Raw genomic sequence first — 26,318 nt, forward strand, 5'->3', positions numbered from 1 at the left:
CTTCCTGAAGTTTCAAGAAGGTTTTGTCGGGGTGGCAGGATTCGAACCTGCGGCCTCCTGCTCCCAAAGCAGGCGCGATAACCGGGCTACGCTACACCCCGAATTTGTGAGTGCAAATATAGAACTAATTTCTATTGTTCCAAACAAATCCATTCTTTTTTTAAAATAAATTTTCTCAACTTTTCAACCTATATTTTTTTAGCACTTATTCCATAAACTTTCTATCTAAAAACAAAAAACACTTAGAATATTATTTCTATTTTTGCTAAAATTAAACAAGACAACCTTTTATATGCTAATTATTGGAATTGCCGGTGGTACCGGAAGTGGAAAGACAACAGTTGTTCATCAGATTATGAATGAGTTACCTTCTTCTGAAGTAGGTATTATTTCTCAAGATTCGTACTATAAAGAAACGCATCATTTGAGTTATGAAGAGCGTACCAAAATTAATTTTGATCATCCAAGAGCGATTGATTTTGAATTATTAGTAGCGCATCTTAAAGAGTTAAAAGCTGGAAAAACCATTGAACAACCAGTTTACTCTTTTGTAACACATGACAGAACTGACGACAAAATTCTAACCCATCCAAGAAAAGTAATGATTGTGGAAGGTATCTTAATTTTGACTAATCCAGAATTAAGAGAGATGTTTGATATTAAAGTGTACGTTCATGCAGATTCAGACGAGCGATTAATTCGTCGTTTAAAACGTGACATTGCAGAACGTGGTCGTGATATGGAAGAGGTTTTGAATCGTTATCAAACCACTTTAAAACCAATGCACGAGCAATTCATAGAGCCTACAAAAGCGTTTGCTGATATTATTATTCCAAATGACAAATATAACACGGTAGCTATCGATGTAGTGCGCGCCGTAATTAATCAAAGAATCGCATAATGAACAAAATCAAGAATTTAATTGCCAAATACCCGTTTTTAGCGTTCGTAATGAATCGCTATATTTTGGTGTTAATTCTTTTTTCTGTTTGGATGCTTTTTTTCGACAATTATTCTTATTTAGAACATCGTGTTTTAGACAAGGAAATTGAGGAAATTGAAGATAATATTCAGTATTATAAAACTGAAATCAAAAAAGACAGTATAAAAATCAAAGAGTTGAAAAACGATGATCGTGTGGAAAAATACGCTCGCGAGAAATATTATATGAAACGCGATAATGAAGACATCTATATCATCGAATTTGAAGACGAAAAGAAAGCTGCTGCCGAAAAAACAACTAGTAACAATTAAATACATAATTCGTGGCTAACAACAATTTATTTTCCGATTTTGAAGCCGTTTCTTCTAAACAATGGAAGCAACAAATTCAATACGAACTAAAAGGTGCTGATTACAACGAAACTTTAGTTTGGGAAAGTCCAGAAGGCATTAAAGTAAAACCGTTTTATCATAATGATGAAACAGTAATAAATCTTGAAGCCATTGTTCTAACAAAACCCTTTACTATCGTTCAAAATATTTTTGTTCACGATGTAAAAAAATCGAATACTCGAGCATTAGAAACATTACAAAGAGGAGCAGAAAGTGTTCGTTTTACTTTAGAAAATGATGCCGTTTCAATTGAAGAATTGATGCAAAACCTTCCGACAGAAAATGTAAATTATTATTTCAATTTACCTTTTCTTTCTGTAGAACTTTCGAATAAAATCAATGAATTTGCTTCAAAAAGTAAAGCCAACATCTTTATTCAAAATGATCCAATCGGACAATTAGCAAAAGATGGCAATTGGTTTGAAAATCTTGAAAAGGATTTTGAGAAATTAAATACAATTGCTTCAAAAACAACTGTTCCATTTTTAACTATTTCAAGCGGAATTTATCAAAACGCTGGTGCGAATATCGTACAACAATTGGCTTACACTTTAGCACAAGCAAATGAATATTTCAACAGACTTGATTTGTCAGTTCGAGCGGAGTCGAGAACAGTAATTACGATTGAAGTAGCTGTTGGAACAAATTATTTTTTCGAAATAGCAAAACTAAGAGCCTTACGCCTTTTATTCAATACATTAGCATCAGAATACAATCATAATTTCGATTGTCATATCATCGCAACTCCAACAAAACGTAACAAAACTTTATACGATTACAACGTCAACATGTTGCGTACGACTACCGAATGTATGTCGGCTATTTTAGGTGGAGCCGATGCGGTTGCAAATTTAGCTTACGATGCGATTTATCACAAAGACAACGAGTTTGGCGATAGAATTTCGAGAAACCAATTGTTAGTTTTAAAACACGAAAGTTATTTCGATAAAGTGAATAATCCAGCTGATGGTGCATATTACATTGAAACATTAACAGAACAATTAGCTGAAAAAGCTTTAGAATTATTCAAAGATATCGAGAAAAATGGCGGATTGATTTCGCAATTAATTGATGGAACGATTCAAAGAAAAATCAACGAAAGCGCACAAAAAGAACAAGAACTTTTCGATTCAGGAAAAGAAGTTTTATTGGGAACTAACAAATATCCAAACAAAAACGACCAAATGAAAAACGATTTGGAATTGTATCCTTTCGTAAAACAAAACGCTAGAAAAACATTAATCACACCGATTATCGAAAAACGTTTGGCAGAAAAATTAGAACAAGAACGATTATCTCAAGAGCAATAATCATGAGAAAAGATATACAACATTTAAAGTTAGAAGTTAAAAGTCAGAAATCAGAAGTTTCTGAAAAACAACACTTCACAACTGCAGAAGGAATTGAAGTCAAACCAACCTATTCTAATGAAGATATTTCCGATTTAGAACATCTTGGTTTTGGAGCTGGTTTTGCACCCAATTTACGCGGACCATATGCCACCATGTACGTTCGCAGACCTTGGACCATCCGTCAATATGCGGGATTTTCAACTGCGGAAGAAAGTAATGCTTTTTACAGAAGAAACTTAGCGGCTGGACAAAAAGGACTTTCAGTTGCCTTCGATTTAGCGACGCATAGAGGTTACGATTCAGATCATGAACGAGTGGTTGGTGACGTTGGAAAAGCTGGAGTTGCGATTGACTCGGTGGAAGATATGAAAGTACTTTTCGACCAAATTCCATTAGGTGAAATGTCGGTTTCGATGACGATGAATGGAGCGGTTTTGCCTATTATGGCATTCTACATCGTAGCAGCTGAAGAACAAGGCGTTACTCCTAACCTATTGTCGGGAACAATTCAGAATGACATTTTGAAAGAATTCATGGTGCGAAATACCTATATTTATCCACCAACACCTTCGATGAAAATTATTGCGGATATTTTCGAATATACGAGTAAAAATATGCCGAAATTCAACTCGATTTCAATTTCGGGTTACCACATGCAAGAAGCGGGAGCCACTGCTGATATTGAATTAGCATACACTTTAGCAGATGGTTTGGAATACATTCGCACTGGTTTAGCAGCTGGAATGGATATTGACACTTTCGCTCCTCGTCTTTCGTTTTTCTGGGCGATTGGAATGAATCATTTTATGGAAATTGCGAAAATGCGTGCCGGTCGTATGCTTTGGGCAAAACTATTGAAACAATTCAACCCAAAAGACGAAAAATCATTGGCTTTAAGAACGCATTGCCAAACTTCGGGTTGGAGTTTAACGGAGCAAGATCCTTTTAACAATGTAGCTCGAACTGCGATTGAAGCAGCTGCAGCAGCATTTGGAGGAACACAATCGTTACACACAAACGCTTTAGACGAAGCTATTGCTTTACCAACTGATTTCTCAGCACGAATTGCTCGTAATACCCAAATCTTTTTACAAGAAGAAACCAAAATCTGTAAAACGGTGGATCCTTGGGCAGGAAGTTATTATGTAGAAAGTTTAACAGCAGAAATTGCTGAAAAAGCTTGGGCTTTAATTGAAGAAGTAGAAACTCTTGGCGGAATGACGAAAGCCATTGAAGCTGGTATTCCTAAACTACGAATTGAAGAAGCTGCAGCACGCAAACAAGCACGTATTGACAGCAGTCAAGATATTATTGTGGGTGTGAACAAATACCGTTTGGAAAAAGAAGATCCGTTACATATTTTGGATGTGGACAACCAAATGGTGCGCAAACAACAAATTGAACGTTTAGACCAAATTAAAGCCACTCGCGATAATGCTAAAGTTGCCGAATGTTTAGCAAAATTAACCGAAAGCGCTAAAAATGGTGGTGAAAATTTACTATCTTTAGCCGTAGAAGCAGCACGAAACAGAGCTACATTAGGCGAAATTAGTGATGCTTTAGAAACTGTTTTTGGAAGATATAAAGCACAAATTAGAAGTTTTAGCGGCGTGTATAGTAAAGAAATTAAAAACGACGAAAGTTTTGAAAAAGCAAAACAGTTAGCCGATGCTTTCGCAAAGAAAGAAGGTCGTCGTCCTCGTATTATGATTGCGAAAATGGGACAAGACGGTCACGATCGTGGTGCGAAAGTAGTAGCAACAGGTTATGCCGATGTAGGTTTTGACGTAGACATTGGACCATTATTCCAAACGCCACAAGAAGCTGCGAAACAAGCAGTTGAAAACGATGTACACATTTTAGGCGTTTCTTCTTTAGCAGCGGGACACAAAACTTTAGTACCACAAGTAATTGAAGAACTAAAAAAATACGGAAGAGAAGATATTATGGTAATTGTTGGCGGTGTAATTCCTGCACAAGACTACCAATTCTTATTCGACGCCGGAGCTGTAGCGGTTTTTGGTCCTGGAACTAAAATTAGCGAAGCAGCGATTACGATTTTGGAAGTTTTATTGGAGGAGTAAATCTAATCCCATATACATAAAACAAAAAACCAGCTTTTAGGCTGGTTTTTTTTATTTCTTACTTTTCTTTTTTGATTTTTCAGACTTTTCTTTTTTCTTTGGTTTCAAGAGATCTTTTTTTGCCTTTAATCGCTTTTCAACCTCATCGGTTTCGTAAGTTTCATTCGTAAACGTATTTAATCTTACTTCTTTAAGTAATTTTAAAGCATCTTTAATAGCTGATTTACGCTCTAATAATTGGACTTTCTTAAGAAGAATTACCATTTTATTGATTCCTTTTACAGTTAAAGCAAAGTCAATCAATTTGGATGCTTCTTCATAATCTTCATTTAAAAGTAAGGTTTCAATATAATATGGATATACCGCTACGGCATCAATATTAATCGCTAGAGCTTCTTGAAAATAACGTTTTGCTTCTTCATAATTTTGCAATTGCTCTGTTTGAATTCTTCCATACAAACACAAAGCGGTTGTATTTTTGGAATCGTATGATATGGCATAATCTAAAGATTCAATTGTTTCTTCCAAAGAATACGGATAATTATCCAAAGCTTGAAACAAATATTTATCTATATTTTTCATTTTTTTAATTCGTTTTTTAATTGCTGTCGCACAGCTTTAAATTTCTTTTCTACTTTGAGTTTCTTAAAATCGGAACCTTCAAAAGTTCGAATGGGATTTCCACGTTCTACTGCTAATTGATTTGTCCATTGACTTTGAAATTGTTGTTTCAAAAGATTTAATTGGGCTTCATTTAGTTTCAGTAACAAACGTTCAGTCGCTAATTTCTTGTTCTGATGTTGCGAACGAGAATCCATACTTACCACACTAATTCCTGTTGGTATATGTGTTGCCCGAATAGCCGAACTCACTTTATTCACATGCTGTCCTCCCGCTCCCGAGCTTCGCATCGCTTGATATTGAATATCCTTTTCAGAAAAAGTATCCGATTGAATTGTATCCACTTCAAAGATTCCAATAAACCAATTGCTTCGCTTATGAAATTTTCTAAACGTACTTTTCCCAATCCATTGAATGGTTCCTAACCATGAAGCTGCAAACTCTTCCGCTTCATTTCCTATAATTTGAACCATAGCCGAAGCTACCGTTCCATTTTCCGAACCTGCTTCGCGTTGCAAGACAGTCGCTTCTAAACCAAACGTTTCTGATTCTTGCAACACTTTTTTCAATACTTGTGCTACTACCCAAGTACATTCCGCAGGTCCTCTTCCTGAGGTAATTTGAATTATCTTTTCCATATTATCGATCCATTCTAACAATTTTCGGTGTGAAAGTTCCTAACACATCTACTAATTCAGTTTGTAAATTCATGACAGTATGAATGTTCTTGTATGCCATTGGAGCCTCATCAATATTTCCTCCAATCAACGTCACATCATTATCAGCCAACACTTTTTTAATCTGACTTTGCGTAAAAGTAGCTTTACATTTTGCTCTCGAAAACAAACGACCTGCTCCATGTGAAGCCGATTGCAAACTATCGTCGTTTCCTTTACCCATTACAATAAATCCTGGTGCCGTCATTGAACCTGGAATAATTCCCAATTGTCCTTTAGCTGCTGGTGTTGCTCCTTTTCGGTGCACAATACATTCTTTTCCATCCACCATTTCTTTCCATGCAAAATTGTGATGATTCTCAATGGTTACTACAATCCGTTTTCCTAATGCTTTAGCCAATCTTCTGTGAATATCTTCGTGACACGCTTTAGCATAATCTCCAGCTAAATTCATAGCCATCCAATATTCTTGACCGTCATGCGTATTCAAATCTAACCAAGCTAAATGTTGCACATTTTTTGGTAATGGACATTGTTTACTTGCCAAATACGTATAATGTTTGGCAATATTTGCACCCAATCCACGCGAACCACTATGTGACAAAACTGCTACATATTCTTTAGCTTCCAATTTCCATTCGGGTAACGGATTGTCTAATTTTACAATTCCGAATTCCACAAAATGATTTCCTCCACCAGACGAACCTAATTGTTTGTAGGCTTTATCCAATAACTGTTTTACAATTGGAATATTTTTAAACTCGTCTCGATAAAACACTTCGTGATCCGCTTTTGTTTGATGCGTTTCGCTCATACCAAATTTGGTATTGTCTTTCAAAATGGCTTGTAATTGATGGTCTTTCCCTTTGAAAAAAGAGGCTGGAAAATCGAAAATCGATAAGCTCATTCGACAACCAATATCAACTCCAACTCCATACGGAATCACTGCATTTTCAGTTGCTAAAACTCCACCTATTGGCAATCCATAACCAGAATGTGCATCAGGCATCAAAGCGCCTTTTACTGAAATTGGTAGTTTTAAAGCATCGTACAATTGAAACTTTGCTTGTTCATCAATTTCGTTTTCTCCAAAAATTGAAAAAGGAGCTCGAGTTGTTCTCAATTGATTAAATTTTACTTCAACTGGATTAATTAAACCTTCTGCAACTTTTCCCCAAGTTCCATCTCCTTTGAATTTTTCAGGATAAAGTAAAACTTGTTTCGCTTCGGTTAAAATACTTTCCTTTTTTTCTCTTTTTCGATATCTATTAATTTGCCCTAAGGCAATATTTATTGCATTATTTTTCGGGAAGCCTAATTTTATTAAGTCTTTCCCAGATAGTTTATTTCCCATGATAATTTTAAAAATGATTCATAACAATGAACCGCAGTAAACCAAATAGGTATACTTAGCACATTGCAAAATTTTGAATACGTTTCGGGAAAATTTTTTGAAGGTTCTAGAATAAACAAAAAAAAAGCCCGAAACTAAATGTCTTCGGGCTTTTTCATATATGTTGTTTTATCTATGATTGCGTTAAGCCACGAAGAAGAGCCACACCAGTTCCTACTGATGAATTGCTTTGAGGTAATGATTTGAATACAAACATTTTTCTTCGTTTTAAAAGGTTATTAATTTTCTGTTGCAAAGATTTGGTTAATTTTTTGAATATTCCAAATAAATTTTAAAATTTCTTATGAATATGCCCATCCACCGCCATCACACCTTCCAAAAAATCAATACTTTTCACTTCTTCAAAAAAGTCGATTTCGGTTTCGTGAGGTAAAAAATCGGAGATGATGCGCACGATAAAATCTTGTGGTTTTTTCAAAAATTTAAAAGTGTAATCTTCCATGTTGACAACCGTCTTTTCGGCTAAATCGGTTGTTCTTACAAACTTATCGGAAGTTAAAGACGACAAACAAGGTAAGTTTAGTTTTGGCTTTTCGGTGATGATGGGTTTTCCATTTTCAAATAAACCGCCCTCGTAACCGTATAGCGAGGCATTTGTAATTTCGACAGGTTTTCCTAAATGCAAATAATCGGGTAAATGGGCTTCTTTTCCAACTACAGCAGCAAAACCCATTAACACACAAATATCGTGTGGTGGCAATTGCATCATCGCCTTAGCCGTACTTTCACGACCAATTCCAGAAACGATTACTTCGTACGTATGATTCAAATTGGGAATTCGAGCTAAAGCGTTTAGGACTTTTTCTCGCTCAATTTCCATCGGTGTTAGGATAACTATCTTCAAAATCTCAGAATTAAATCACAAAATAAAGTAATTTGAAGAAATTAGAGCATGTATATTTTTTATATTTTTGTTTCATGTCAAAACTACCTAACATCACCACCAGTATATTTTCCGTAATGTCGCAATTAGCGAACCAACACGGCGCTATTAATTTATCGCAAGGATTTCCGAATTTCCCTGAAGACGAACGTTTATTGCAAATTTCGGAACGCATTATTAGAGAAAACATTCACCAATATACGCCAATGGCGGGTTTGCCTTCGTTATTGGAAAAAATTGCGAATCAGACTTTAAAACAATACGATAGAAAAGTCAATACAGCAACCGAAATGCTAATTACTGCTGGCGCTACACAAGGCGTTTTTACAACGATTAACACGTTTCTAAATCATGGTGATGAAGTGTTGATTTTAGATCCAAGTTATGACAGTTACGAACCTTCGGTTTTAGTTGCCGGTGGAAAACCTGTTCGTGTTTCATTAAACGATGATTACACGCCCAATTTCAACCGAATTGAAAGTGCGATTTCAGCTAAAACAAAAATGATTGTCATCAATAATCCACACAATCCTACGGGAAGAATTTGGACCGAACAAGACTTTGAAGCTTTAGAAACCATTTTAGAAAAACATCCTCAAATTCTTATTTTAGGAGACGAAGTGTACGAGTACATTACATTTTCGCAACCGCATATTTCGTTTAATACACGTCCGAAATTAGTCGAACGAACCATAATTGCTTCTTCTTTTGGAAAATCGTTGCATGTTACGGGCTGGAAAGTGGGTTATTTAATTGCACCTGAACATCTAATGTTCGAAATGAAGAAAGTGCATCAATTTTTGGTGTTTAGTGTGAATAGTTTTTCGCAACATGCGATTTCGGAATACTTAGATGTGGTTGATTTTAGTGAAGTTTCCAAAATGTACCAACGCAAACGCGATTTATTTCAAAGTCTAATCAAAAACAGTCGTTTTGAGTTAATGCCTTGCGATGGAACCTATTTTCAAGTGGTGAATTACAATCAAATTTCAGAAAAAAATGATGTGGATTTTGCTAAGGAATTAATCGTAAATCATGGCGTGGCTTCGATTCCGATTTCGGTTTTTTATAATGATAATACCGATAGACACATGCTTCGCTTTTGTTTTGCGAAAACCGATGAAACTTTGATGGCGGCGGCTGAAAAACTAAATCAAATTTAAATCCTTCAAATTGGTTTCATTTTGAAGTTTTAAGTCATTTTAAAACAAAAAAACAAGCTAACATTCAGCCAAATAACACTTTAACCCATTGTTAACAAAATTGCCTTGAAAAAACCATAAATAATTGTATTTTTACGGCTTAAAATTTTCAATAATCAAATGGGTAAAATCATTGCAATTGCCAATCAAAAAGGTGGTGTAGGAAAAACAACTACATCTGTTAACTTAGCAGCTTCTCTTGGTGTTTTAGAAAAAAAAGTACTTTTAATCGATGCTGACCCACAAGCTAATGCGAGTTCGGGCTTAGGAATCGATGTAGAAAGTGTAGAAATTGGTTCGTACCAAGTTCTAGAACATAGCGCTACTCCAGAAGAAGCAACCGTTTCTTGTTCGGCACCAAACGTTTCGGTGATTCCAGCTCATATTGACTTGGTGGCTATCGAAATTGAATTAGTTGACAAAGAAAATCGCGAGTACATGCTAAAAACAGCATTGGAAAGCGTAAAAGATAAATACGATTATATTTTAATCGATTGTGCGCCTTCGTTAGGATTATTAACCTTGAATGCTTTAACTGCTGCTGATAGTGTGGTTATTCCTATTCAGTGTGAGTACTTTGCCTTAGAAGGTTTAGGAAAATTATTGAACACGATTAAAAGTGTGCAAAAAATCCACAATCCGAATTTAGATATTGAAGGATTATTGTTAACTATGTACGATTCTCGTTTGCGTTTATCGAACCAAGTTGTGGAAGAAGTTCAAAAACACTTTAACGACATGGTTTTTGAAACGGTAATTCAGAGAAATATTAAGTTGAGCGAAGCTCCAAGTTTTGGAGAAAGTATCATTAATTATGACGCTACAAGTAAAGGAGCAACTAATTATTTGAACTTAGCTGAAGAAATTATTAAGAAAAATCAATAATATAGTAAGATGACAAAAGCGGTTAAAAAACAAGCCTTAGGAAGAGGATTATCGGCTTTACTGAAAGATCCGGAAAACGATATTAAATCGGTTGAGGACAAAAACGCAGATAAAGTTGTAGGAAATATTATTGAATTAGATGTCGAATCGATTGAAATTAATCCGTTTCAACCGAGAACGAATTTTAACGAAGAAACGTTACAAGAATTAGCCAAATCCATTAAAGAATTAGGCGTAATTCAACCGATTACCGTTAGAAAATTAGATTTCAACAACTACCAATTAATTTCTGGAGAACGTCGTTTGCGTGCTTCTAAATTAATCGGATTAAAAACGATTCCAGCTTACATCCGTTTGGCTAATGATAATGAATCGTTAGTTATGGCTTTGGTGGAAAACATCCAACGTCATGATTTAGATCCTATTGAGGTTGCCATTTCGTATCAAAGATTAATCGAAGAAATCAATTTAACCCAAGAAGAATTGAGTGAGCGCGTTGGTAAAAAACGTTCAACAATTACCAATTATTTACGTTTGTTGAAATTAGATCCAATCATTCAAACAGGAATGCGTGACGGTTTTATTTCAATGGGACACGGAAGAGCGTTGATTAATATTGACAACCAAGATATTCAAAGCGATATTTATCATAAAGTCGTTACTCAAAATCTTTCGGTTAGAGAAACAGAGGCTTTGGTTAAAAATTACCAAGATAGTTTAAAACCAAAAACAGCTAAACCTGCAAAAGGAAATTCATTTGACATCAACGAAGAAGAGAAAAAAGCTTTTGCTAACTATTTCGGAACAAAAGTAGATGTAAAAGTAGCAGGAAACGGAAAAGGAAAAATTACGATTCCTTTCCATTCTGAAGAAGACTTTAATCGCATTTTAAAATTAATCAACTCTTAGTGAGAAAGTTGCACTACATATTTATTTTGACTTGTCTTTTTCTAAGTTTTAAAGGAAGAGCGCAAGAGGAAATGACGTTAAAAACGCAAGATACAGTGAAAGCTGTTATTGACCCTAATCGTCCTGCTAGGGCGGCTTTTTATTCGGCTTTAGTTCCTGGACTTGGACAAGCTTACAACAAAAAATATTGGAAAGTTCCTATTGTTTATATTGGATTAGGTGTCGGAATTTATTCTTACACTTGGAATCAGAAAAAATACCAAGGATTTAGGGATGAATACAAAAGGAGATTAGATGGAACTTCAGATCCTAATCATCCTATTTATGGTGGATTAGATAACGACAGATTAATTCGTGGACAAAAATTTCATCAAAGAAATAGAGATTTATCTGCTTTAATTACTGCTGGAATTTACATTTTAAATATCGTTGACGCTAATATTGACGCACATCTTATGCAGTTTAATGTCAACGATAATTTGTCTTTAAAACCCGATATGAATCAAAATCAAATTGATTATCAATTCAACTATGGAATGACGCTTACTTATAGTTTTTAACAAAATATTAGGTAACAGTTCGATTAATACAACTACTAACTACTATGAAAATTGCACTTTTAGGATACGGAAAAATGGGAAAAGTTATCGAAAGAATAGCTTTAGAACGAGGACATGAAATCGTATTAAAAAAAGATCACGATAATACATTTGAAGGTTTACTAAATGCCGATGTTGCTATAGACTTTAGTGTTCCTGATAGTGCCGTAGGAAATATTTCAGAATGTTTAAATAATGGAATTCCCGTAATTTCAGGAACTACAGGTTGGTTAGCCGATTATCCGAAAATGGTTCAATTGTGTGAAGAAAAAAATGGAAGTTTTATTTATGCTTCTAATTTTAGTTTAGGTGTAAACGTGTTTTTTGAATTGAACGAATATTTAGCCAAAATGATGGCCAACTTGAAACAATACAAAGTTTCAATGGAAGAAATTCATCACACTCAAAAATTAGATGCACCAAGCGGAACAGCAATTACATTAGCCGAAGGAGTTATCAAACATACCGATTATGCCAATTGGACATTAGAAACTCCAATTAGTAATGACTCGAGCAATAGCGAACAGGCGAAGCAAATTCACATTGAAGCAAAACGTATTGAAAACGTACCTGGAACCCACAGTATTTTTTATGACAGCGAAGTGGACCAAATCGAAATCAAGCACACGGCACACAGCAGAGAAGGTTTTGCCTTAGGAGCTGTAGTTGCTGCTGAATGGTTGGTAGGTAAAAAAGGTGTTTTCACGATGAAAGATGTTTTGGGTTTAACCTCAAAATAAACAATTATACAATTTAACAAGTAAACGATATTAAAAATGGAAATATCAGGTTGGTTAGTATTTATCTTATTAGTTCAAATAATTCACGGAATTGGAACTTGGAAATTATACGTAAAAGCAGGTAGAAAAGCATGGGAAGCATTTGTTCCGGTATATAACGGAATTGTATTAATGCAAATCATCAACCGCCCGAAATGGTGGATTTTATTGCTTTTTATTCCCGTTATTAACTTGTTTTTATTTCCAATTATTTGGATTGAAACCTTGAGAACATTTGGTAAAAAATCAACCTTAGACATGGTTTTAGGTGTGGTTACCTTAGGATTTTACATCGCTTATGTAAATTACACGCAAGAAACAACTTATCATGCTAATCGTGATTTAAAAGCACCTAACAAAACTATGGATACATTAGGTTCATTATCGTTTGCTGTTGTGGTAGCAACTTTAGTTCACACGTATTTCATTCAACCGTACACAATTCCAACCCCATCATTAGAAAAATCGTTATTAGTTGGTGACTTTTTATTTGTGAGTAAATTCCATTACGGAGCCAGAACTCCAATGACGCCTATTGCTGCACCAATGGTTCATGATACTTTACCAATTATTAAAACAAAATCATATTTAGCAAAACCTTCATTACCATATTTCCGTTTTCCTGCATTACAAAAAATTGAGCGTAATGATATTGTGGTGTTTAACTGGCCTGCAGATACTTTGTTTCACATGTACAAAGCGGCCGATAAAAGATATGACAAACCTATCGATAAAAAAACCAACTACGTAAAACGTTGCACCGCTATTCCTGGTGATAAAATAGAAATTAGAGATGGCATCATTTTTATTAACGGAAAAGAATCGATTCTTCCTGAAAGAGCAAAACCACAGTATTTTTATTTGATTAAAACAAATAATATAAATGTGGATGAAATAAAAAATTTCTATCAAATTACCGAAGGTTATCCACTATTTGAAATTAAAAATGAAATTTGGGATAAACCTGAACTAAAAAATGAGTTAATTAATAGATATGCATTTGAAGAAATATCGAGAGACACTTTAACTACCGCAGTAACAGGCCAAATTGACCAAGATATTTACAACAAATTAGGTTTGATGATTTCTCCAAGTTATTTTTATGGAAACTTAACAGCTGAAAAATATGAACAACTTAAATCAGATAGTAGAATTAGTTCGGTAAAACGTCAAATTAGTAAAACAGCTGAAGATGGAATTTTTACTGATATTCAAGACGGAAAACCATCTTTAAAAAACAATTGGAACCGAGACAATATGGGTCCAATTTATATTCCAGAAGCCGGAAAAACGGTTACTTTAAATAAAGAAAATTTACCGCTTTATAAAAAGATAATTGGCGAGTACGAAGGAAACGACTTAAAAGTAAACGGAGATGAAATTCGTATTAACGGTCAAATTGCAACATCATATACTTTTAAACAAGATTACTATTGGATGATGGGAGATAACCGTCACAATTCGTTAGACTCTCGTTATTGGGGATTTGTTCCTGCTGACCATATCGTTGGAAAACCTATTTTCATTTGGATGAGTATTGATGGTATTAACGATGGAATTAAAAACTGGAGCATCCGTTGGGATAGATTATTCACTACTGTTAGTGGTGATGGCCAACCAAAATCGTATTTCCAATATTTCTTAATTGCTTTAGCAGCTTACTTCGGTTTTGATTATTTCAGAAAAAAGAAGAAAAAGAAAGAAGAGAATAATGTTTAATTGTTAAACCGTTTAATTGTTTAAAAGAAATGCATAAATTTTCATTTGAGAAATTAGACGTTTGGATTGAGTCAAAAGAATTGACAAAATCAATCTATAACTTAACTCTGTCTTTTCCTGATAGTGAAAAATTTGGACTTGTTTCTCAATTAAGAAGAGCTTCTGTATCAATTTGCTCAAATATAGCTGAAGGAACTTCAAGAATTTCAGATAAAGACAAAGCCCATTTCATTTCTATGTCTTACAGTTCAACGATGGAAGTATTAAACCAATTAATACTATCTTATGAATTAGAATATATTAGTGAAACCAATTATTCAAATTGTAGGAATCAAATAAATAGCATTACTAATAAATTGAATTCCTTAAGAAACTATATCTTAAAAGATAAAAACTAAACAATTCAACGATTAAACAATTTAACATTTCAAATGAACATCCTAATACATCCAACTTATTTTCCATCGATTAGTCATTATGTAGCAATGCTTCAAGCGGATTCAGTTACGTTTGAAATGGAAGATAATTTTCAAAAACAAACTAATAGAAATAGGATGTACATTTATAGTCCAAATGGAGTTCAAATGTTGAATATCCCAATCAAACATTCAAAAGACAAGCACCAAAAATATAAAGATGTCCGCATTGAAAACGATTTTGGATGGCAAAAAAATCACTTTAAATCCTTAGAAGCAGCATATAGAACTTCGCCTTTCTTTGAATATTTTGAAGATGATTTCCGTCCATTATTCGAGAAAAAACATGAGTTTTTAATGGATTTGAATTTGGAAATTTTTCAATTGGTAAACGATTCTTTGGGAATTAATATACAACCAGAAAAGACTACAGAATTCTTCCACGAAGTTTCTGATTATATTGATTTCAGACCTTTAGTAAATGGAAAAAAAGACACCACTCAGTTACAAGAATACACTCAGGTATTTAATGAAAAACATGGTTTTATCAATAATTTGAGTATTTTGGATTTATTATTTAACGAAGGAAGATATGCCGTTGATTATTTGAAAAATCAACAATTATAACTCTACTTATCTTCTTCATTTACAATTTTTAAACGTGTAATTTGAGGAAAATGATCGCTTTGCAAAAAAGTATCTATTGATGTAAATTGTTTAACTTCAATATTGTTTTCCACAAAAATGTAATCAATTCGGGCTGGATAGTATTTGTAATTGTATGATTTACCAAAACCAGTTCCTGCTTGTTCAAAAACGTCTTTCATATCGCCTTTTATAGTACGATATACATAAGAAAAAGCACTATTATTCAAATCGCCACATACAATTTTAGAAAAATTACAACCTTCAAAGTGCAACTTAATTAGTTCCGCTTGGTGCTGTTGTAATGTAAAAGCTTCGCTTAAACGTTTGAAAATAAATTTTGATTTTGCTTCGTCTATTTTTTCATGAATATCGGTACTTATTTTTATCGATTGCAAGTGCATGCTATAAACACGAATTGTATCTTTTTCTTTGACAATATCAGCGAAAATTACGTTGTTACTTGAATTTGGAAATTCAATTTCTCCTTCATCAATAATTTTATATTTTGAATAAATAGCTTGACCATATTTATTCTTTCCACCGTATAACTTGACATAACTAAATGGAAACATTTTGGTATTAACTCGATCACTCGGAGAAAATTCTTGTAAACACAAAATATCTGGTTTCTGTTCCTCAATTAACTTAGAAATTTGCTCAGGAACATCATTTTGCGGAAGCCATTCGTATAAATTAAAAAGACGTACGTTGTAACTCATCAAAGTAAAATCGTTCTCTTCTTTAGGTAAATTCGTTTCCGAAAATTTATAAAAACGATTAATAAACGTTATTCCTAAAAGCAAAACCAATCCCGATAGTAACATGTAACGCTTTAATTGCAACAGCCAATACACAAAAAAGAAAAAATTCAATATTAAAAACAAAGGCAAAATAAGCGACAAAACACTCAAAAAAGGAAAGGCTTTTGGAGCTAAAAAAGGTAACGAATAAGCAAGAAAAGTCAATACAGCGAGGACTATATTAAAAAAGAACATTATTCTACTTAACCATGACTGTTTCTGCATTTATTTTCCAGCTTTGAAGAGAAACTCTTTTTCCTCTTTAGTTAGACTATCATAACCCGATTTACTAATTTTATCTAAAATATCATCGATTTGTTTCTGTGTGATATCTTTCTCTGTAAACGAATTTACTACTTTTTTTGTTGTATTGCGATGTACTTTTTTAAATGGGGTTTTCTTTTTCGGTTTGAAAAGATTAGCAAAAAAGTCTAAAATCATTGAAATACCTTTACTTAAATCGATTCCTGATTGTAACAACTTAATGTAAATAAATCCAAAAAGTGCACCTCCTAAATGCGCAATATGTCCACCTGTATTATCTAATGGCAATTGAATTAAATCAACTAATAAAATTACAAAAGTAACATGCCAAAGTTTTACAATTCCAATCAAAGGAATACGCAATAACATAAAAGGAGCATAAGTTGTAGCACTTAGTAGAATAGCCATAATAGCTCCGCTAGCCCCAACTAACAAACCTGATTTTCCAATGATTATGAACGAAAGCACAAAAGCAATTCCAGAAAAAATGCCGCCTAAAACGTAAACACCAAGCAATTGTTTATCGGTAAAATAAGTTGAAAACAATCTTCCCGAAAAATGGAGCACCATCAGATTAAAAATCAAATGCAAAAATCCAGCATGAAAGAAATTAAACGTGATTAATGTCCATGGAGTACGAATAAAAGTCCCAAAATCAGACGATAAAGCAATCCATGTTGGAATTTGAAATTTCACAACAGAAAAACTGTAAAAAAACACTAGCGACAACAAGAAGCAACCGATGTTCCAAAAGATTAACTTTTGCACCATGCCTCCGGTATTGTATTGTAGTTTTAAATCGTCTAGAATGTTCATTTCTTTTCTCTATATTCTGATTTCTATTTTCTGAAATCTATCTGTCCCAACGGTTTTGATTGAATTGATTTTTCTTCCAATACCACATCATAATAAAACCAATTAATGCTCCACCCACATGGGCAAAATGAGCAATGTTTCCACCAAAAATACTATAACCTGTTACTCCTGAAAACAAATCTAACAATACAACTACAGGAACAAAGTATTTAGCTTTAATAGGAACTGGAATAAACATTAGGGCTAACTCAGCATTTGGAAACATAAAAGCAAAAGCTACCAACAATCCGTAAATAGCTCCTGAAGCTCCAACAGCAGGTGTTAAATAAGACGAATACATTTTTTCTAAATCACTTTGTGAAATAAATTCTATCCAAGATGTATCGTATTTTCCCTGATTTAAAAGTTCAATAATTTGTCCTTTGTCAATATTATGAGATAGTAAAACATTTAATCCATCATGAAAATAGTAATAATTTACTCCTGAATGAATTATAGCTGCTCCCAATCCACAAGAAAAATAGAAAAACAAAAACTTTTTTGCTCCCCAAAAATGTTCTAAAGCACTTCCAAAAGAAATCAAAGCAAACATATTAAAGAAAATATGCATTAAACTTCCGTGCATGAACATGTAAGATATAGGTTGCCAAAATTTAAAACCATCACTTTCAAAATAATGAAGCGCTAATAATTCATTGGCCTGTGGCACAACAAAACTTCCTATAAAAAATAAAACATTAATAATTAATAACTGTTTTACAGTTTCTGTCATGTTCATCATATCGCAAATTTTTTATCTAAATCTTCTACCGTTAACGTGATAAAAGTAGGTTTTTGAAAAGGAGAAACATTAGGCTCTTTACAAGCAAATAAAGAATTTACTAAATTTTCTTGCTCCTTTTCGGTTAAATAAGTTCCGGTTTTAACAGCCATACTTTTTGCCATCGATTTGGCAATACTATCACTTTGTGAAAAACTACTTTCTGGAATTTCATTTTGTAAATTTCCAATCAATTCTTCTAAAACAATAGAAACTTCACTCTCCGTCATTCCAATTGGTAATCCTGAAATTTGAACGGAATCACTATTGAAAGCATCAAAAACAAATCCGGTATTTTCTAAAGACGATTGTAATTCTTTCAATAAAATCATTTCATCAGAAGAAAAATACAATTCCAATGGAAATAGCAATTGTTGGCTCGAAGCTTTCTGAACTGTAATATTAGTCAGAAATTGTTCATACAACACACGTTGGTGTGCTCTTCCCTGATCAATAACCAACATTCCCGATTTTATCGCACTAACAATATACTTTTTATGAATTTGATAGGTAGAAGTGGTTTTAGTTTCCATCACATCATCTTCAAACAATTTACTAGTAACTTCTTCACTTTCGAATGAAAAAGTTTCTATTTCTTGTGTATCTTGTTTTAACCCAACATACAAACTTTCCCAACTCGCCGTAGTGGTTTCTCTTTTATAACTTCCAAAAGAAGACAACGGTTTCGAACTCGGTTTTTCAGATGCAAATGGATTAAAATTCGAATCCACTTGAATCGTTGGAAAATCAGCTTCTCTGTTTTTGTATTCGTAAGGCGTATCTAAATTAGCATCACGTTCAAAATCTAAAACAGGAGCTACATTAAACTGTCCTAAACTATGTTTTACAGCCGAACGCAAAATTGCATATAACGAATGTTCGTCGTCAAACTTAATTTCGGTTTTGGTTGGATGTATGTTGATATCAATCGTATGAGGTGGCACTTGCAAGTATAAAAAATAACTTGGTTGATTGCCTTCTTTCAGCAAACCTTCATAAGCACTCATAATCGCATGATGCAAATACGCACTTTTGATATATCTATCATTTACAAAGAAAAACTGCTCTCCTCTACTCTTTTTAGCGAATTCAGGTTTTCCTACAAATCCTGAAATAGTAATTAACTCGGTTTCTTCCGAAACTGGCACTAACTTTTCATTGGTTTTTCCACCAAAAATATTTACGATACGTTGACGGTAATTAGAACTTGGTAAATTATACAATTCACTTCCATTATGCATCAACGTAAACGAAATCGAAGGATGCGCCATCGCTACACGTTGGAATTCATCCATTACATGACGAAATTCTACCGTTTCTGATTTCAAGAAATTTCTTCTGGCCGGAATATTGAAAAACAAATTCTTAACGGCAAACGAAGTCCCTTTTGGTAAAACCGCTACGTCTTGGGTTACCAATTTACTACCTTCAATAACAATATGAGTTCCAAGTTCTTCTTGGTCTTGTTTTGTTTTTAATTCCACGTGAGCAATCGCAGCAATAGAAGCCAATGCTTCGCCACGAAAACCTTTTGTATGTAAATCAAATAAATCTTCTGCTTTTCGAATTTTAGAAGTCGCATGACGTTCAAAACACAAACGTGCATCGGTCGTATTCATACCTAAACCATTATCAATTACTTGAACTAAGGTTTTTCCTGCTTCTTTAACGATTAATTTGATATCGGTTGATTTGGCATCAACGGCATTTTCCAACAACTCTTTCACTACAGAAGCAGGGCGTTGCACCACTTCTCCCGCAGCAATTTGATTGGCAACATGATCGGGTAAAAGTTGAATAATACTCGCTGCCATTATTTTCTTCTAAATATGGAAAAATCAAAATCGATGATAAAGAAAAAGATCAACACCAAAATTAAGGCAATGATAATAACACGCATATTGAAAGAGCGATTCTTTCTGTTCCTACTAGCGTCTCTAGCATCGCTCCACATTGCTCTCATATCATTATAACTTGCGGTTTCTCTATCGCGTCGTATTGCAGAATCAAAATCAAATGGATTGTCTACCGTTTTACCTTCGTAATGACGAGGCGTGTAATTAAATCTTTTGTTCTTTGGCATTCTACCTTTTCCAAACTTAATCATATCGCATTATTTTTTTCAAATTTAAGGATTTTTACGCGTTTAATCTCCAAATTTTTGTTAACAAAAAATCCCGATGAAAATCGGGATTAGTATATTGATTTTAAAGGAAATCCTTTTATTTTCTATTCAAATCTACCATTTTGATTGCAGCAATAGCGGCTTCCACCCCTTTATTTCCGTGTTTTCCACCACTTCTATCTAACGATTGTTGCATATTGTTATCGGTTAAAACACAAAAGATAGTTGGTACATCATATAAAAGATTTAAGTCTTTCATTCCTTGCGTAACACCTTCGCAAACAAACTCAAAATGCATGGTTTCACCTTTAATTACACAACCAATTACAATTACAGCATCAAGCTCTAATTTTTCGTGCATTTGGCGCGCTCCGAAAATCAACTCGAAACTTCCTGGTACGTTCCAACGTATGATATTTTCTGGTAAAGCACCACAATCGGTCAAAGCTGCAAAAGCTCCATTATACAAACCTTCTGTTACTTGTTCGTTCCATTCTGAAACAACAATCCCAAACCGAAAATCTTTCGCGTTTGGGATTGTGTTTTTATCGTAATTGGATAAATTTTTATTTTCTGTTGCCATTATTATTCTGTCATTGCAATGAAAGCGTCAATATTCATTCCTTCTTTAGAAGTTTCATATTTTTCTTTGATTTCTACAAATAACTTGTTAGCCTCTGCTTTTTTTCCTGCAGTCACATATAACTGAGCTGCTTTAAACAAGTATCTTGGCGTAGTAAAATCATTTTCAGAAGCTTCAGCAGCTTGCTTGTAGTAAGAAATCGCATCATCCACTTTGTTAGTTTCGGATAAAGCATCTCCGATAGCTCCTAAAGCGATTGGTTTTAAAACAGCATCATCCGATTTAAATTTTTCTAAATAAGCAATAGCATTTTTAAAATCACCTAAATTTAAATAAGCCATACCAGCGTGGTAATTAGCTAAATTTCCAGCTGCTGTTCCTGAATATTGTTCCGCTACTGCAAGGAAACCTAATTTACCTTCACCCCCTTTAAGTGCTAAATTGTATAATGAATCGTTTTTCTCTGTAGCATCAACTGCTTGTTGAAAGAATTGTTGTGCTTGAAAAATTTCATTTGCTGCTTTTTCTTCTTTAGGCTCAACAACAAAACGATTGAATAATAAGTATCCTAATGTTCCAATCGCAATTGCACCTACAATACCTAAAAGTAATTTTTGATTTTTAGCTACCCAATCCTCAGTTTTTGAAGCTGTTTCATCTAAAGTATTGAAAACCTCTGCTGTAGTACTATCTTGTACATCTACTGCTTCTACTTCTTCAAACTCGTTTTCAACTTTTGCTTCTTCAGGTTTTGGAGCTTTGTAACCTCTTTTGTTATATGTTGCCATTTATTTTTAATTTAATGAGGTGCAAAAATATAATTTTTATTAAAATTTAAAACCATTTTTGTAGATATTTTTAAGATTTTCAATTTACTTTTGCAGGAAGTCTTACTTTTTATCATCTAACAACCCTTATTTATTGTGTTTTTAAAACAGTTATCTTTACTTAATTATAAGAATTTAGCCCAAATCGAATTTGATTTTGACGCTAAAATCAATTGTTTTGTTGGAAAAAACGGCGTTGGAAAAACCAATATTTTAGATGCTATTTACCATTTAGCTTATGGAAAAAGCTATTTCAATCCGTTAGCAGTTCAAAATATCAAACATGGCGAAGAGTTTTTTGTAATTGATGCTTTACTTGAAAAAAACGGCAAAGAAGAAAAAATCGTTTGCAGTTTAAAAAAAGGGCAAAAGAAAACCATCAAACGTAACGGAAAAGTTTACGAAAAACTTTCTGAACATTTGGGATTAATTCCTTTGGTGATTATTTCTCCTTCTGATGCCGATTTGATTGTGGAAGGAAGTGAAACAAGAAGAAAATTTATTGATAGTGTTATTGGAACTTTAGACAACCAATATTTACAATTGCTGATTCAATATCAAAAAACGTTAGCGCAGCGCAATGCTCTATTGAAATACTTCGCTTTAAACCAAACTTTTGATGAAGATAATTTAGCTATTTACAACGAATTATTAAGCGAAACCGGGCAATTAATCTTCGAAAAAAGAAACCAGTTTCTTAACGATTTCATTCCGATTTTCCAAAAGCATCACACCAATATTTCGGGAGGAAATGAATCGGTTGCTTTACGTTATGAAAGTCAATTATTCGAAAAAGAATTACTTTCACTTTTAGAAGAATCGCTTCAAAAAGATAGAATTATTCAATATACGAGTTCTGGAATTCACAAAGACGATTTGGTTTTTGAAATTGATGGTTTCCCAATTAAAAAATTTGGTTCGCAAGGCCAACAGAAATCTTTTTTGATTGCTCTGAAATTGGCACAATTTGAGTTCATGAAAAAACAAAGTGGTGAATTGCCTATTTTACTTTTTGATGATATTTTCGATAAATTAGATGAAACACGTGTGCAAAAAATTGTCACCATGGTAAATGATGCCGTTTTTGGACAAATTTTTATTTCTGACACTCATGCTGAACGAACAGAGATGATTATTAAAGAAACACATCAATCTTATAAAATATTTCCGATTTAAATTTCAATAATTTTTAGGAACACAGATGGAACAGATTTTAAAAATTATTAAAATTTCTTTAATCTGTGTTCCAAAAAAAATGCTCCATAATGTTGAATTTGAAAATTACCACATAAACATTACATTTGAAAAAAATTATTCTAATGCATATTCAAACCAATTTCTCTTTAAAAAACTATAATACTTTTGGAATTGAAGCTAAAGCTAAACAATTTGTTTCTGTTTCTTCTATCGATGAATTAAAAGAAGTATTGACCGCTAACAACGATATTTTTATTTTGGGTGGCGGAAGCAATATGTTGTTAACGCAAGACATTCAAAAATTAGTCGTTCATGTGAATTTAAAAGGAAGAGAAATTGTAGAAGAAAATGATGATTTTGCTATCGTAAAAGCACAAGCTGGTGAAAATTGGCATGAATTTGTACTTTGGTGCATCAACCAAAATTTCGGTGGAATTGAGAATTTATCATTGATTCCAGGAAATGTAGGCACAACTCCAATACAAAATATTGGTGCTTATGGTATTGAAATTAAAGATACGATGTTTTCTTGCGATGCTTTAAACCTGAAAACATTAGAAATTGAGACTTTCACAAACGCACAATGCAAATTTGAATACCGTGAAAGTGTTTTCAAAAACGAATTGAAAAATCAGTACATCATTACTTCGGTTAGTTTTAAATTAACGAAGATAAATCATAAAGTTTCCACAACTTATGGCGCTATTGAAACCGAATTAAAACAAAACGGAATCGAAAACCCAACTTTAAAAGACGTTAGCAACGCTGTAATTGCTATACGTCAAAGTAAATTACCTGACCCAAAAGAATTAGGTAACAGTGGAAGTTTCTTCAAAAACCCGATTATTCCCAAAGAAACTTACGAAAAAGCAAAAGCACTTCATCCAGAAATGCCACATTATGTAGTTTCTGAAACCGAAGTAAAAGTACCTGCGGGTTGGTTAATTGAACAAGCTGGCTTTAAAGGAAAACGTTTTGGTGATGCCGGAGTTCATAAAAATCAAGCCTTAGTTTTAGTGAATTATGGAACGGCAACTGGAGCCGAAATTGTAGCGCTATCTAAAAATATCCAACAAACGATTTTAGAAAAATTTGGAATTGCGATAGAAGCGGAAGTTAACATTATTTAGTTGGGAGAAGAAAGTTGGGAGTTTAAAATCTTGGCGTGCTTTTTTAAACACATAGACACATTATAGATTTGTTTTGTGTTGATTTTAGGCATTTCACTTTTCATAGGCAACATAAGAAATCCGTTTAAATCTGCGTTTTGCATTAGCAAATCTGTTCTATCCGCGTGCTAAATTTTCTAACTTTAAAGATTTCTTCCATTTCTTAAATCTGTGTTCCAAAAATTTTGAATTTGTTTTTGAGATTTGTTTGGAATTTGGGATTTGTTATTTGGATTTTAATTAATTTTGCAGTTCAAAATAGAAAAAGATGAAACTTGTATTAGTAACCATTGGACTTTTAGGACTTGCGTTTGCAGGTATCGCGATAAAAATTTGGGCAAAAAAAGACGGGAAATTCGCTGGAACTTGTGCTAGCCAAAGTCCGTTTTTGAACAAAGATGGAGAAAACTGTAGCTACTGCGGAAAAACTCCAGAACAAATGAAAGACTGCAGCGAACCTTCGCACTCTTAATTTTCAAAATTTATGATACTAACAATACTCTTAATCGCTTTTGCGGTTATCGTGTTTATTCAATTTATTTATTACCTTTTTATTTTCGGAAAATTCTCATTTGGTAAAAAAACCGAAGGAACTCCGAAACGTTTACCTATTTCTATCATTGTTTGTGCTAAAAACGAAGAAGAAAATATCAAAAAGTATTTTCAAACTTTGGTTACCCAAAACTATCCTGATTACGAAATTGTCTTAATTGACGATGCTTCGAGCGATGAAACTTTGGAATTATTTGAAAGTTACGAAAAACAATATGCGAATATAAAGTTGGTAAAAGTTCAAAACAATGAAGCGTTTTGGGGTAATAAAAAATTCGCGCTAACCTTAGGAATTAAAGCCGCAAAAAACGAATATTTAGTATTTACCGATGCGGATTGTTATCCAGCTTCAAACGATTGGTTGTTGCAAATTTCAACTCAATTCACAAAAGAAAAAACAATTGTTTTAGGTTATGGCGCTTACGAAAAAGTGAAGAATTCATTCCTAAACAAAATCATTCGTTTTGAAACAATGTTAACCGCTACACAATATTTTTCTTGGGCAAAAATCGGCAAACCTTATATGGGTGTTGGGCGCAATTTAGCTTACAAAAAAGAAGAATTCTTCAATGTTCGCGGTTTTATGGATCACATGAAAATTCGTTCGGGTGATGATGATTTATTTATCAATCAAGCAGCTACAAAAAAGAATACCGCAATTTTATATACTCCTGAAAGTTTTACATTTTCGGAACCAAAAACTACTTTTTCGTCTTGGGTGTACCAAAAAAGAAGACACGCTACAACTGCGAAATTCTACAAAGGATTTGATAAATTTCAATTGGGATTATTTTTCTTTAGTCAGTTTTGGTTTTTAGTTTTAGCGATAATTTTATTAGCGTTTCAATTCCAATGGATGATTGTGACTGGAATTATCGTTTTTAGATATTTATTCTCTTGGATTTCTTTAGGTTATGCCGCTGGAAAATTAAAAGAAAAAGATGTTATGTATTGGTATCCAATTATCGAAATTGTACTTATCTTTACACAACTGAGCGTATTTTTTAGAAACCTCATCTCAAAACCTGTACATTGGAAGTAAATTCGGTCATTATTCAAGAAAATATTGAAAAAGCAAAAAAGGGAGACCAAGTTGCTTTCACGTTTTTATTGGATTTTTTCTGGAATGAAGTGTACGGATTCATGCTAAAACGCACCGAAAACGAAACCGACACCGAAGACATCGTAATCGAAACTTTCGCAAAAGCGTTTGATAAAATCGCGACGTACAATCCCGAATACGGATTTAATACTTGGTTGATTGCGATTGCAAAAAACGTTCATATTGATATGCTTCGCAAAAAGAAATCTTCTTTATTTATTGAAATGAACGACGAAGAAGATCATCAAGCCTACAGTGTTGCCGACGAATCGAATTCCGCTGAAGATGAATTGATTATAGAGCAAAATTTAGCCCAATTACTACAATACATCAAACAATTGAAACCTGCTTATCAGGAAGTCATTCAAATGCGTTATTTCCAAGAAATGACCTACCAAGAAATGGCAGAACAAATTGATGAACCGCTGAACAACATCAAAATTAAACTGCTTCGAGCTAAGAAATTATTGGCGGAGATTATTTCGGGGAAGTAATCCACTTTTACATTTCCTAAAACTTTCCTAAAGTTTTCTCATTTTC

The 26,318-nt window shown here is 33.5% G+C and carries 28 protein-coding genes and 1 tRNA gene; 17 read left to right on the top strand and 12 right to left on the bottom strand.

The window, feature by feature from the left end:
* Positions 1–26: 26 nt before the first annotated feature.
* A tRNA-Pro gene (locus BP92_RS0103800) sits at positions 27–101 on the bottom strand.
* A gap of 191 nt (positions 102–292) precedes the next feature.
* Here BP92_RS0103800 and udk point away from each other — a divergent pair.
* Genes udk through scpA form a run of 4 tightly spaced genes read left to right on the top strand, consistent with a single transcriptional unit; the run spans position 293 to position 4,771 of the window.
* Entirely contained in the window at positions 293–901 is a 609-nt protein-coding gene (gene udk / locus BP92_RS0103805) for a uridine kinase (protein WP_026724827.1), read from the top strand.
* The gene (locus tag BP92_RS15755; protein WP_051604380.1) at positions 901–1,254 is read left to right on the top strand and encodes an FtsB family cell division protein; all 354 of its coding nucleotides are present in this window, start codon (positions 901–903) and stop codon (positions 1,252–1,254) included. Before udk ends, BP92_RS15755 begins: the two co-directional genes overlap by 1 nt.
* Before the next feature lie 11 nt (positions 1,255–1,265).
* Positions 1,266–2,645 (top strand): methylmalonyl-CoA mutase subunit beta, encoded by a 1,380-nt coding sequence (locus tag BP92_RS0103815; protein ID WP_026724829.1) that lies wholly within the window; start codon positions 1,266–1,268, stop codon positions 2,643–2,645.
* Positions 2,645–4,771 (top strand): methylmalonyl-CoA mutase, encoded by a 2,127-nt coding sequence (gene scpA, locus BP92_RS0103820; RefSeq protein ID WP_026724830.1) that lies wholly within the window; start codon positions 2,645–2,647, stop codon positions 4,769–4,771. The genes BP92_RS0103815 and scpA overlap by 1 nt, the downstream gene beginning before the upstream one ends.
* A 51-nt stretch (positions 4,772–4,822) precedes the next feature.
* Here the strand turns inward: scpA and BP92_RS0103825 are convergent, their stop codons facing one another.
* The 4 genes from BP92_RS0103825 to BP92_RS0103840 all read right to left on the bottom strand — a co-directional run bounded on the left by BP92_RS0103825 (position 4,823) and on the right by BP92_RS0103840 (position 8,327).
* Positions 4,823–5,353, bottom strand: a complete 531-nt coding sequence (locus BP92_RS0103825) for a tetratricopeptide repeat protein (protein ID WP_026724831.1) — start codon at positions 5,351–5,353, stop codon at positions 4,823–4,825.
* Positions 5,350–6,030 carry a peptide chain release factor H gene (prfH, locus tag BP92_RS0103830; protein WP_026724832.1) on the bottom strand — a complete coding sequence of 227 codons (681 nt, stop codon included), beginning with the start codon at positions 6,028–6,030 and terminating at the stop codon, positions 5,350–5,352. The genes BP92_RS0103825 and prfH overlap by 4 nt, the downstream gene beginning before the upstream one ends.
* A 1-nt stretch (position 6,031) precedes the next feature.
* The gene (locus BP92_RS0103835) at positions 6,032–7,423 is read right to left on the bottom strand and encodes an RtcB family protein (protein WP_026724833.1); all 1,392 of its coding nucleotides are present in this window, start codon (positions 7,421–7,423) and stop codon (positions 6,032–6,034) included.
* A 331-nt stretch (positions 7,424–7,754) separates the two neighbouring features.
* A complete protein-coding gene (locus tag BP92_RS0103840; protein ID WP_245598361.1) occupies positions 7,755–8,327 on the bottom strand; it encodes a hypothetical protein in 573 nt (190 codons plus the stop codon).
* Between the two features lie 74 nt (positions 8,328–8,401).
* Between BP92_RS0103840 and BP92_RS0103845 the strand changes: the two genes are divergently transcribed.
* From BP92_RS0103845 to BP92_RS0103880, 8 genes are all read left to right on the top strand, one after another.
* Complete coding sequence (locus tag BP92_RS0103845) at positions 8,402–9,529, top strand: methionine aminotransferase (protein ID WP_026724835.1); 1,128 nt, start codon at positions 8,402–8,404, stop codon at positions 9,527–9,529.
* A gap of 159 nt (positions 9,530–9,688) precedes the next feature.
* A complete protein-coding gene (locus tag BP92_RS0103850) occupies positions 9,689–10,453 on the top strand; it encodes a ParA family protein (protein ID WP_026724836.1) in 765 nt (254 codons plus the stop codon).
* A 9-nt stretch (positions 10,454–10,462) separates the two neighbouring features.
* The gene (locus tag BP92_RS0103855; RefSeq protein ID WP_026724837.1) at positions 10,463–11,362 is read left to right on the top strand and encodes a ParB/RepB/Spo0J family partition protein; all 900 of its coding nucleotides are present in this window, start codon (positions 10,463–10,465) and stop codon (positions 11,360–11,362) included.
* Positions 11,362–11,922, top strand: coding sequence for a DUF5683 domain-containing protein (locus BP92_RS0103860; RefSeq protein ID WP_035692821.1), 561 nt, complete (start codon positions 11,362–11,364; stop codon positions 11,920–11,922). The genes BP92_RS0103855 and BP92_RS0103860 overlap by 1 nt, the downstream gene beginning before the upstream one ends.
* Positions 11,923–11,966: 44 nt before the next feature.
* A complete protein-coding gene (dapB, locus tag BP92_RS0103865; protein ID WP_026724839.1) occupies positions 11,967–12,701 on the top strand; it encodes a 4-hydroxy-tetrahydrodipicolinate reductase in 735 nt (244 codons plus the stop codon).
* A gap of 36 nt (positions 12,702–12,737) precedes the next feature.
* On the top strand, positions 12,738–14,459 hold the full coding sequence (lepB, locus tag BP92_RS0103870; protein WP_026724840.1) for a signal peptidase I: 1,722 nt from the start codon (positions 12,738–12,740) through the stop codon (positions 14,457–14,459).
* 29 nt (positions 14,460–14,488) lie between these two features.
* On the top strand, positions 14,489–14,857 hold the full coding sequence (locus BP92_RS0103875) for a four helix bundle protein (RefSeq protein ID WP_026724841.1): 369 nt from the start codon (positions 14,489–14,491) through the stop codon (positions 14,855–14,857).
* Between the two features lie 33 nt (positions 14,858–14,890).
* A complete protein-coding gene (locus BP92_RS0103880; protein WP_026724842.1) occupies positions 14,891–15,502 on the top strand; it encodes a WbqC family protein in 612 nt (203 codons plus the stop codon).
* Positions 15,503–15,504: 2 nt separating this feature from the next.
* Here the strand turns inward: BP92_RS0103880 and BP92_RS0103885 are convergent, their stop codons facing one another.
* The 7 genes from BP92_RS0103885 to BP92_RS0103915 form a co-directional block, all read right to left on the bottom strand.
* The gene (locus BP92_RS0103885; protein WP_026724843.1) at positions 15,505–16,548 is read right to left on the bottom strand and encodes an endonuclease/exonuclease/phosphatase family protein; all 1,044 of its coding nucleotides are present in this window, start codon (positions 16,546–16,548) and stop codon (positions 15,505–15,507) included.
* Complete coding sequence (locus BP92_RS0103890; RefSeq protein WP_026724844.1) at positions 16,549–17,403, bottom strand: rhomboid family intramembrane serine protease; 855 nt, start codon at positions 17,401–17,403, stop codon at positions 16,549–16,551.
* Between the two features lie 37 nt (positions 17,404–17,440).
* Entirely contained in the window at positions 17,441–18,184 is a 744-nt protein-coding gene (locus tag BP92_RS0103895) for a rhomboid family intramembrane serine protease (protein ID WP_026724845.1), read from the bottom strand.
* Positions 18,181–20,037 (bottom strand): DNA mismatch repair endonuclease MutL, encoded by a 1,857-nt coding sequence (gene mutL, locus BP92_RS0103900; protein ID WP_026724846.1) that lies wholly within the window; start codon positions 20,035–20,037, stop codon positions 18,181–18,183. Before mutL ends, BP92_RS0103895 begins: the two co-directional genes overlap by 4 nt.
* Positions 20,037–20,330, bottom strand: a complete 294-nt coding sequence (locus BP92_RS0103905) for a hypothetical protein (RefSeq protein ID WP_026724847.1) — start codon at positions 20,328–20,330, stop codon at positions 20,037–20,039. The genes mutL and BP92_RS0103905 overlap by 1 nt, the downstream gene beginning before the upstream one ends.
* A gap of 115 nt (positions 20,331–20,445) precedes the next feature.
* Positions 20,446–20,931, bottom strand: a complete 486-nt coding sequence (ribH, locus tag BP92_RS0103910; protein ID WP_026724848.1) for a 6,7-dimethyl-8-ribityllumazine synthase — start codon at positions 20,929–20,931, stop codon at positions 20,446–20,448.
* A gap of 2 nt (positions 20,932–20,933) precedes the next feature.
* Positions 20,934–21,719 (bottom strand): tetratricopeptide repeat protein, encoded by a 786-nt coding sequence (locus BP92_RS0103915; RefSeq protein WP_026724849.1) that lies wholly within the window; start codon positions 21,717–21,719, stop codon positions 20,934–20,936.
* A gap of 135 nt (positions 21,720–21,854) precedes the next feature.
* On the opposite strand from BP92_RS0103915, the gene recF reads away from it, so the two are divergent.
* From recF to BP92_RS0103945, 5 genes are all read left to right on the top strand, one after another.
* Positions 21,855–22,934, top strand: a complete 1,080-nt coding sequence (gene recF / locus BP92_RS0103920) for a DNA replication/repair protein RecF (protein WP_026724850.1) — start codon at positions 21,855–21,857, stop codon at positions 22,932–22,934.
* A gap of 143 nt (positions 22,935–23,077) precedes the next feature.
* A complete protein-coding gene (gene murB, locus BP92_RS0103925) occupies positions 23,078–24,085 on the top strand; it encodes a UDP-N-acetylmuramate dehydrogenase (protein WP_026724851.1) in 1,008 nt (335 codons plus the stop codon).
* Between the two features lie 307 nt (positions 24,086–24,392).
* Positions 24,393–24,596, top strand: coding sequence for a hypothetical protein (locus BP92_RS0103935; protein ID WP_026724852.1), 204 nt, complete (start codon positions 24,393–24,395; stop codon positions 24,594–24,596).
* A gap of 12 nt (positions 24,597–24,608) precedes the next feature.
* Entirely contained in the window at positions 24,609–25,718 is a 1,110-nt protein-coding gene (locus tag BP92_RS0103940; protein ID WP_051604381.1) for a glycosyltransferase, read from the top strand.
* The gene (locus BP92_RS0103945) at positions 25,709–26,272 is read left to right on the top strand and encodes an RNA polymerase sigma factor (protein WP_026724854.1); all 564 of its coding nucleotides are present in this window, start codon (positions 25,709–25,711) and stop codon (positions 26,270–26,272) included. The genes BP92_RS0103940 and BP92_RS0103945 overlap by 10 nt, the downstream gene beginning before the upstream one ends.
* Positions 26,273–26,318 lie beyond the last annotated feature (46 nt).

It is taken from the genome of Flavobacterium sasangense DSM 21067, from assembly GCF_000686885.1.
GTDB lineage: Bacteria > Bacteroidota > Bacteroidia > Flavobacteriales > Flavobacteriaceae > Flavobacterium > Flavobacterium sasangense.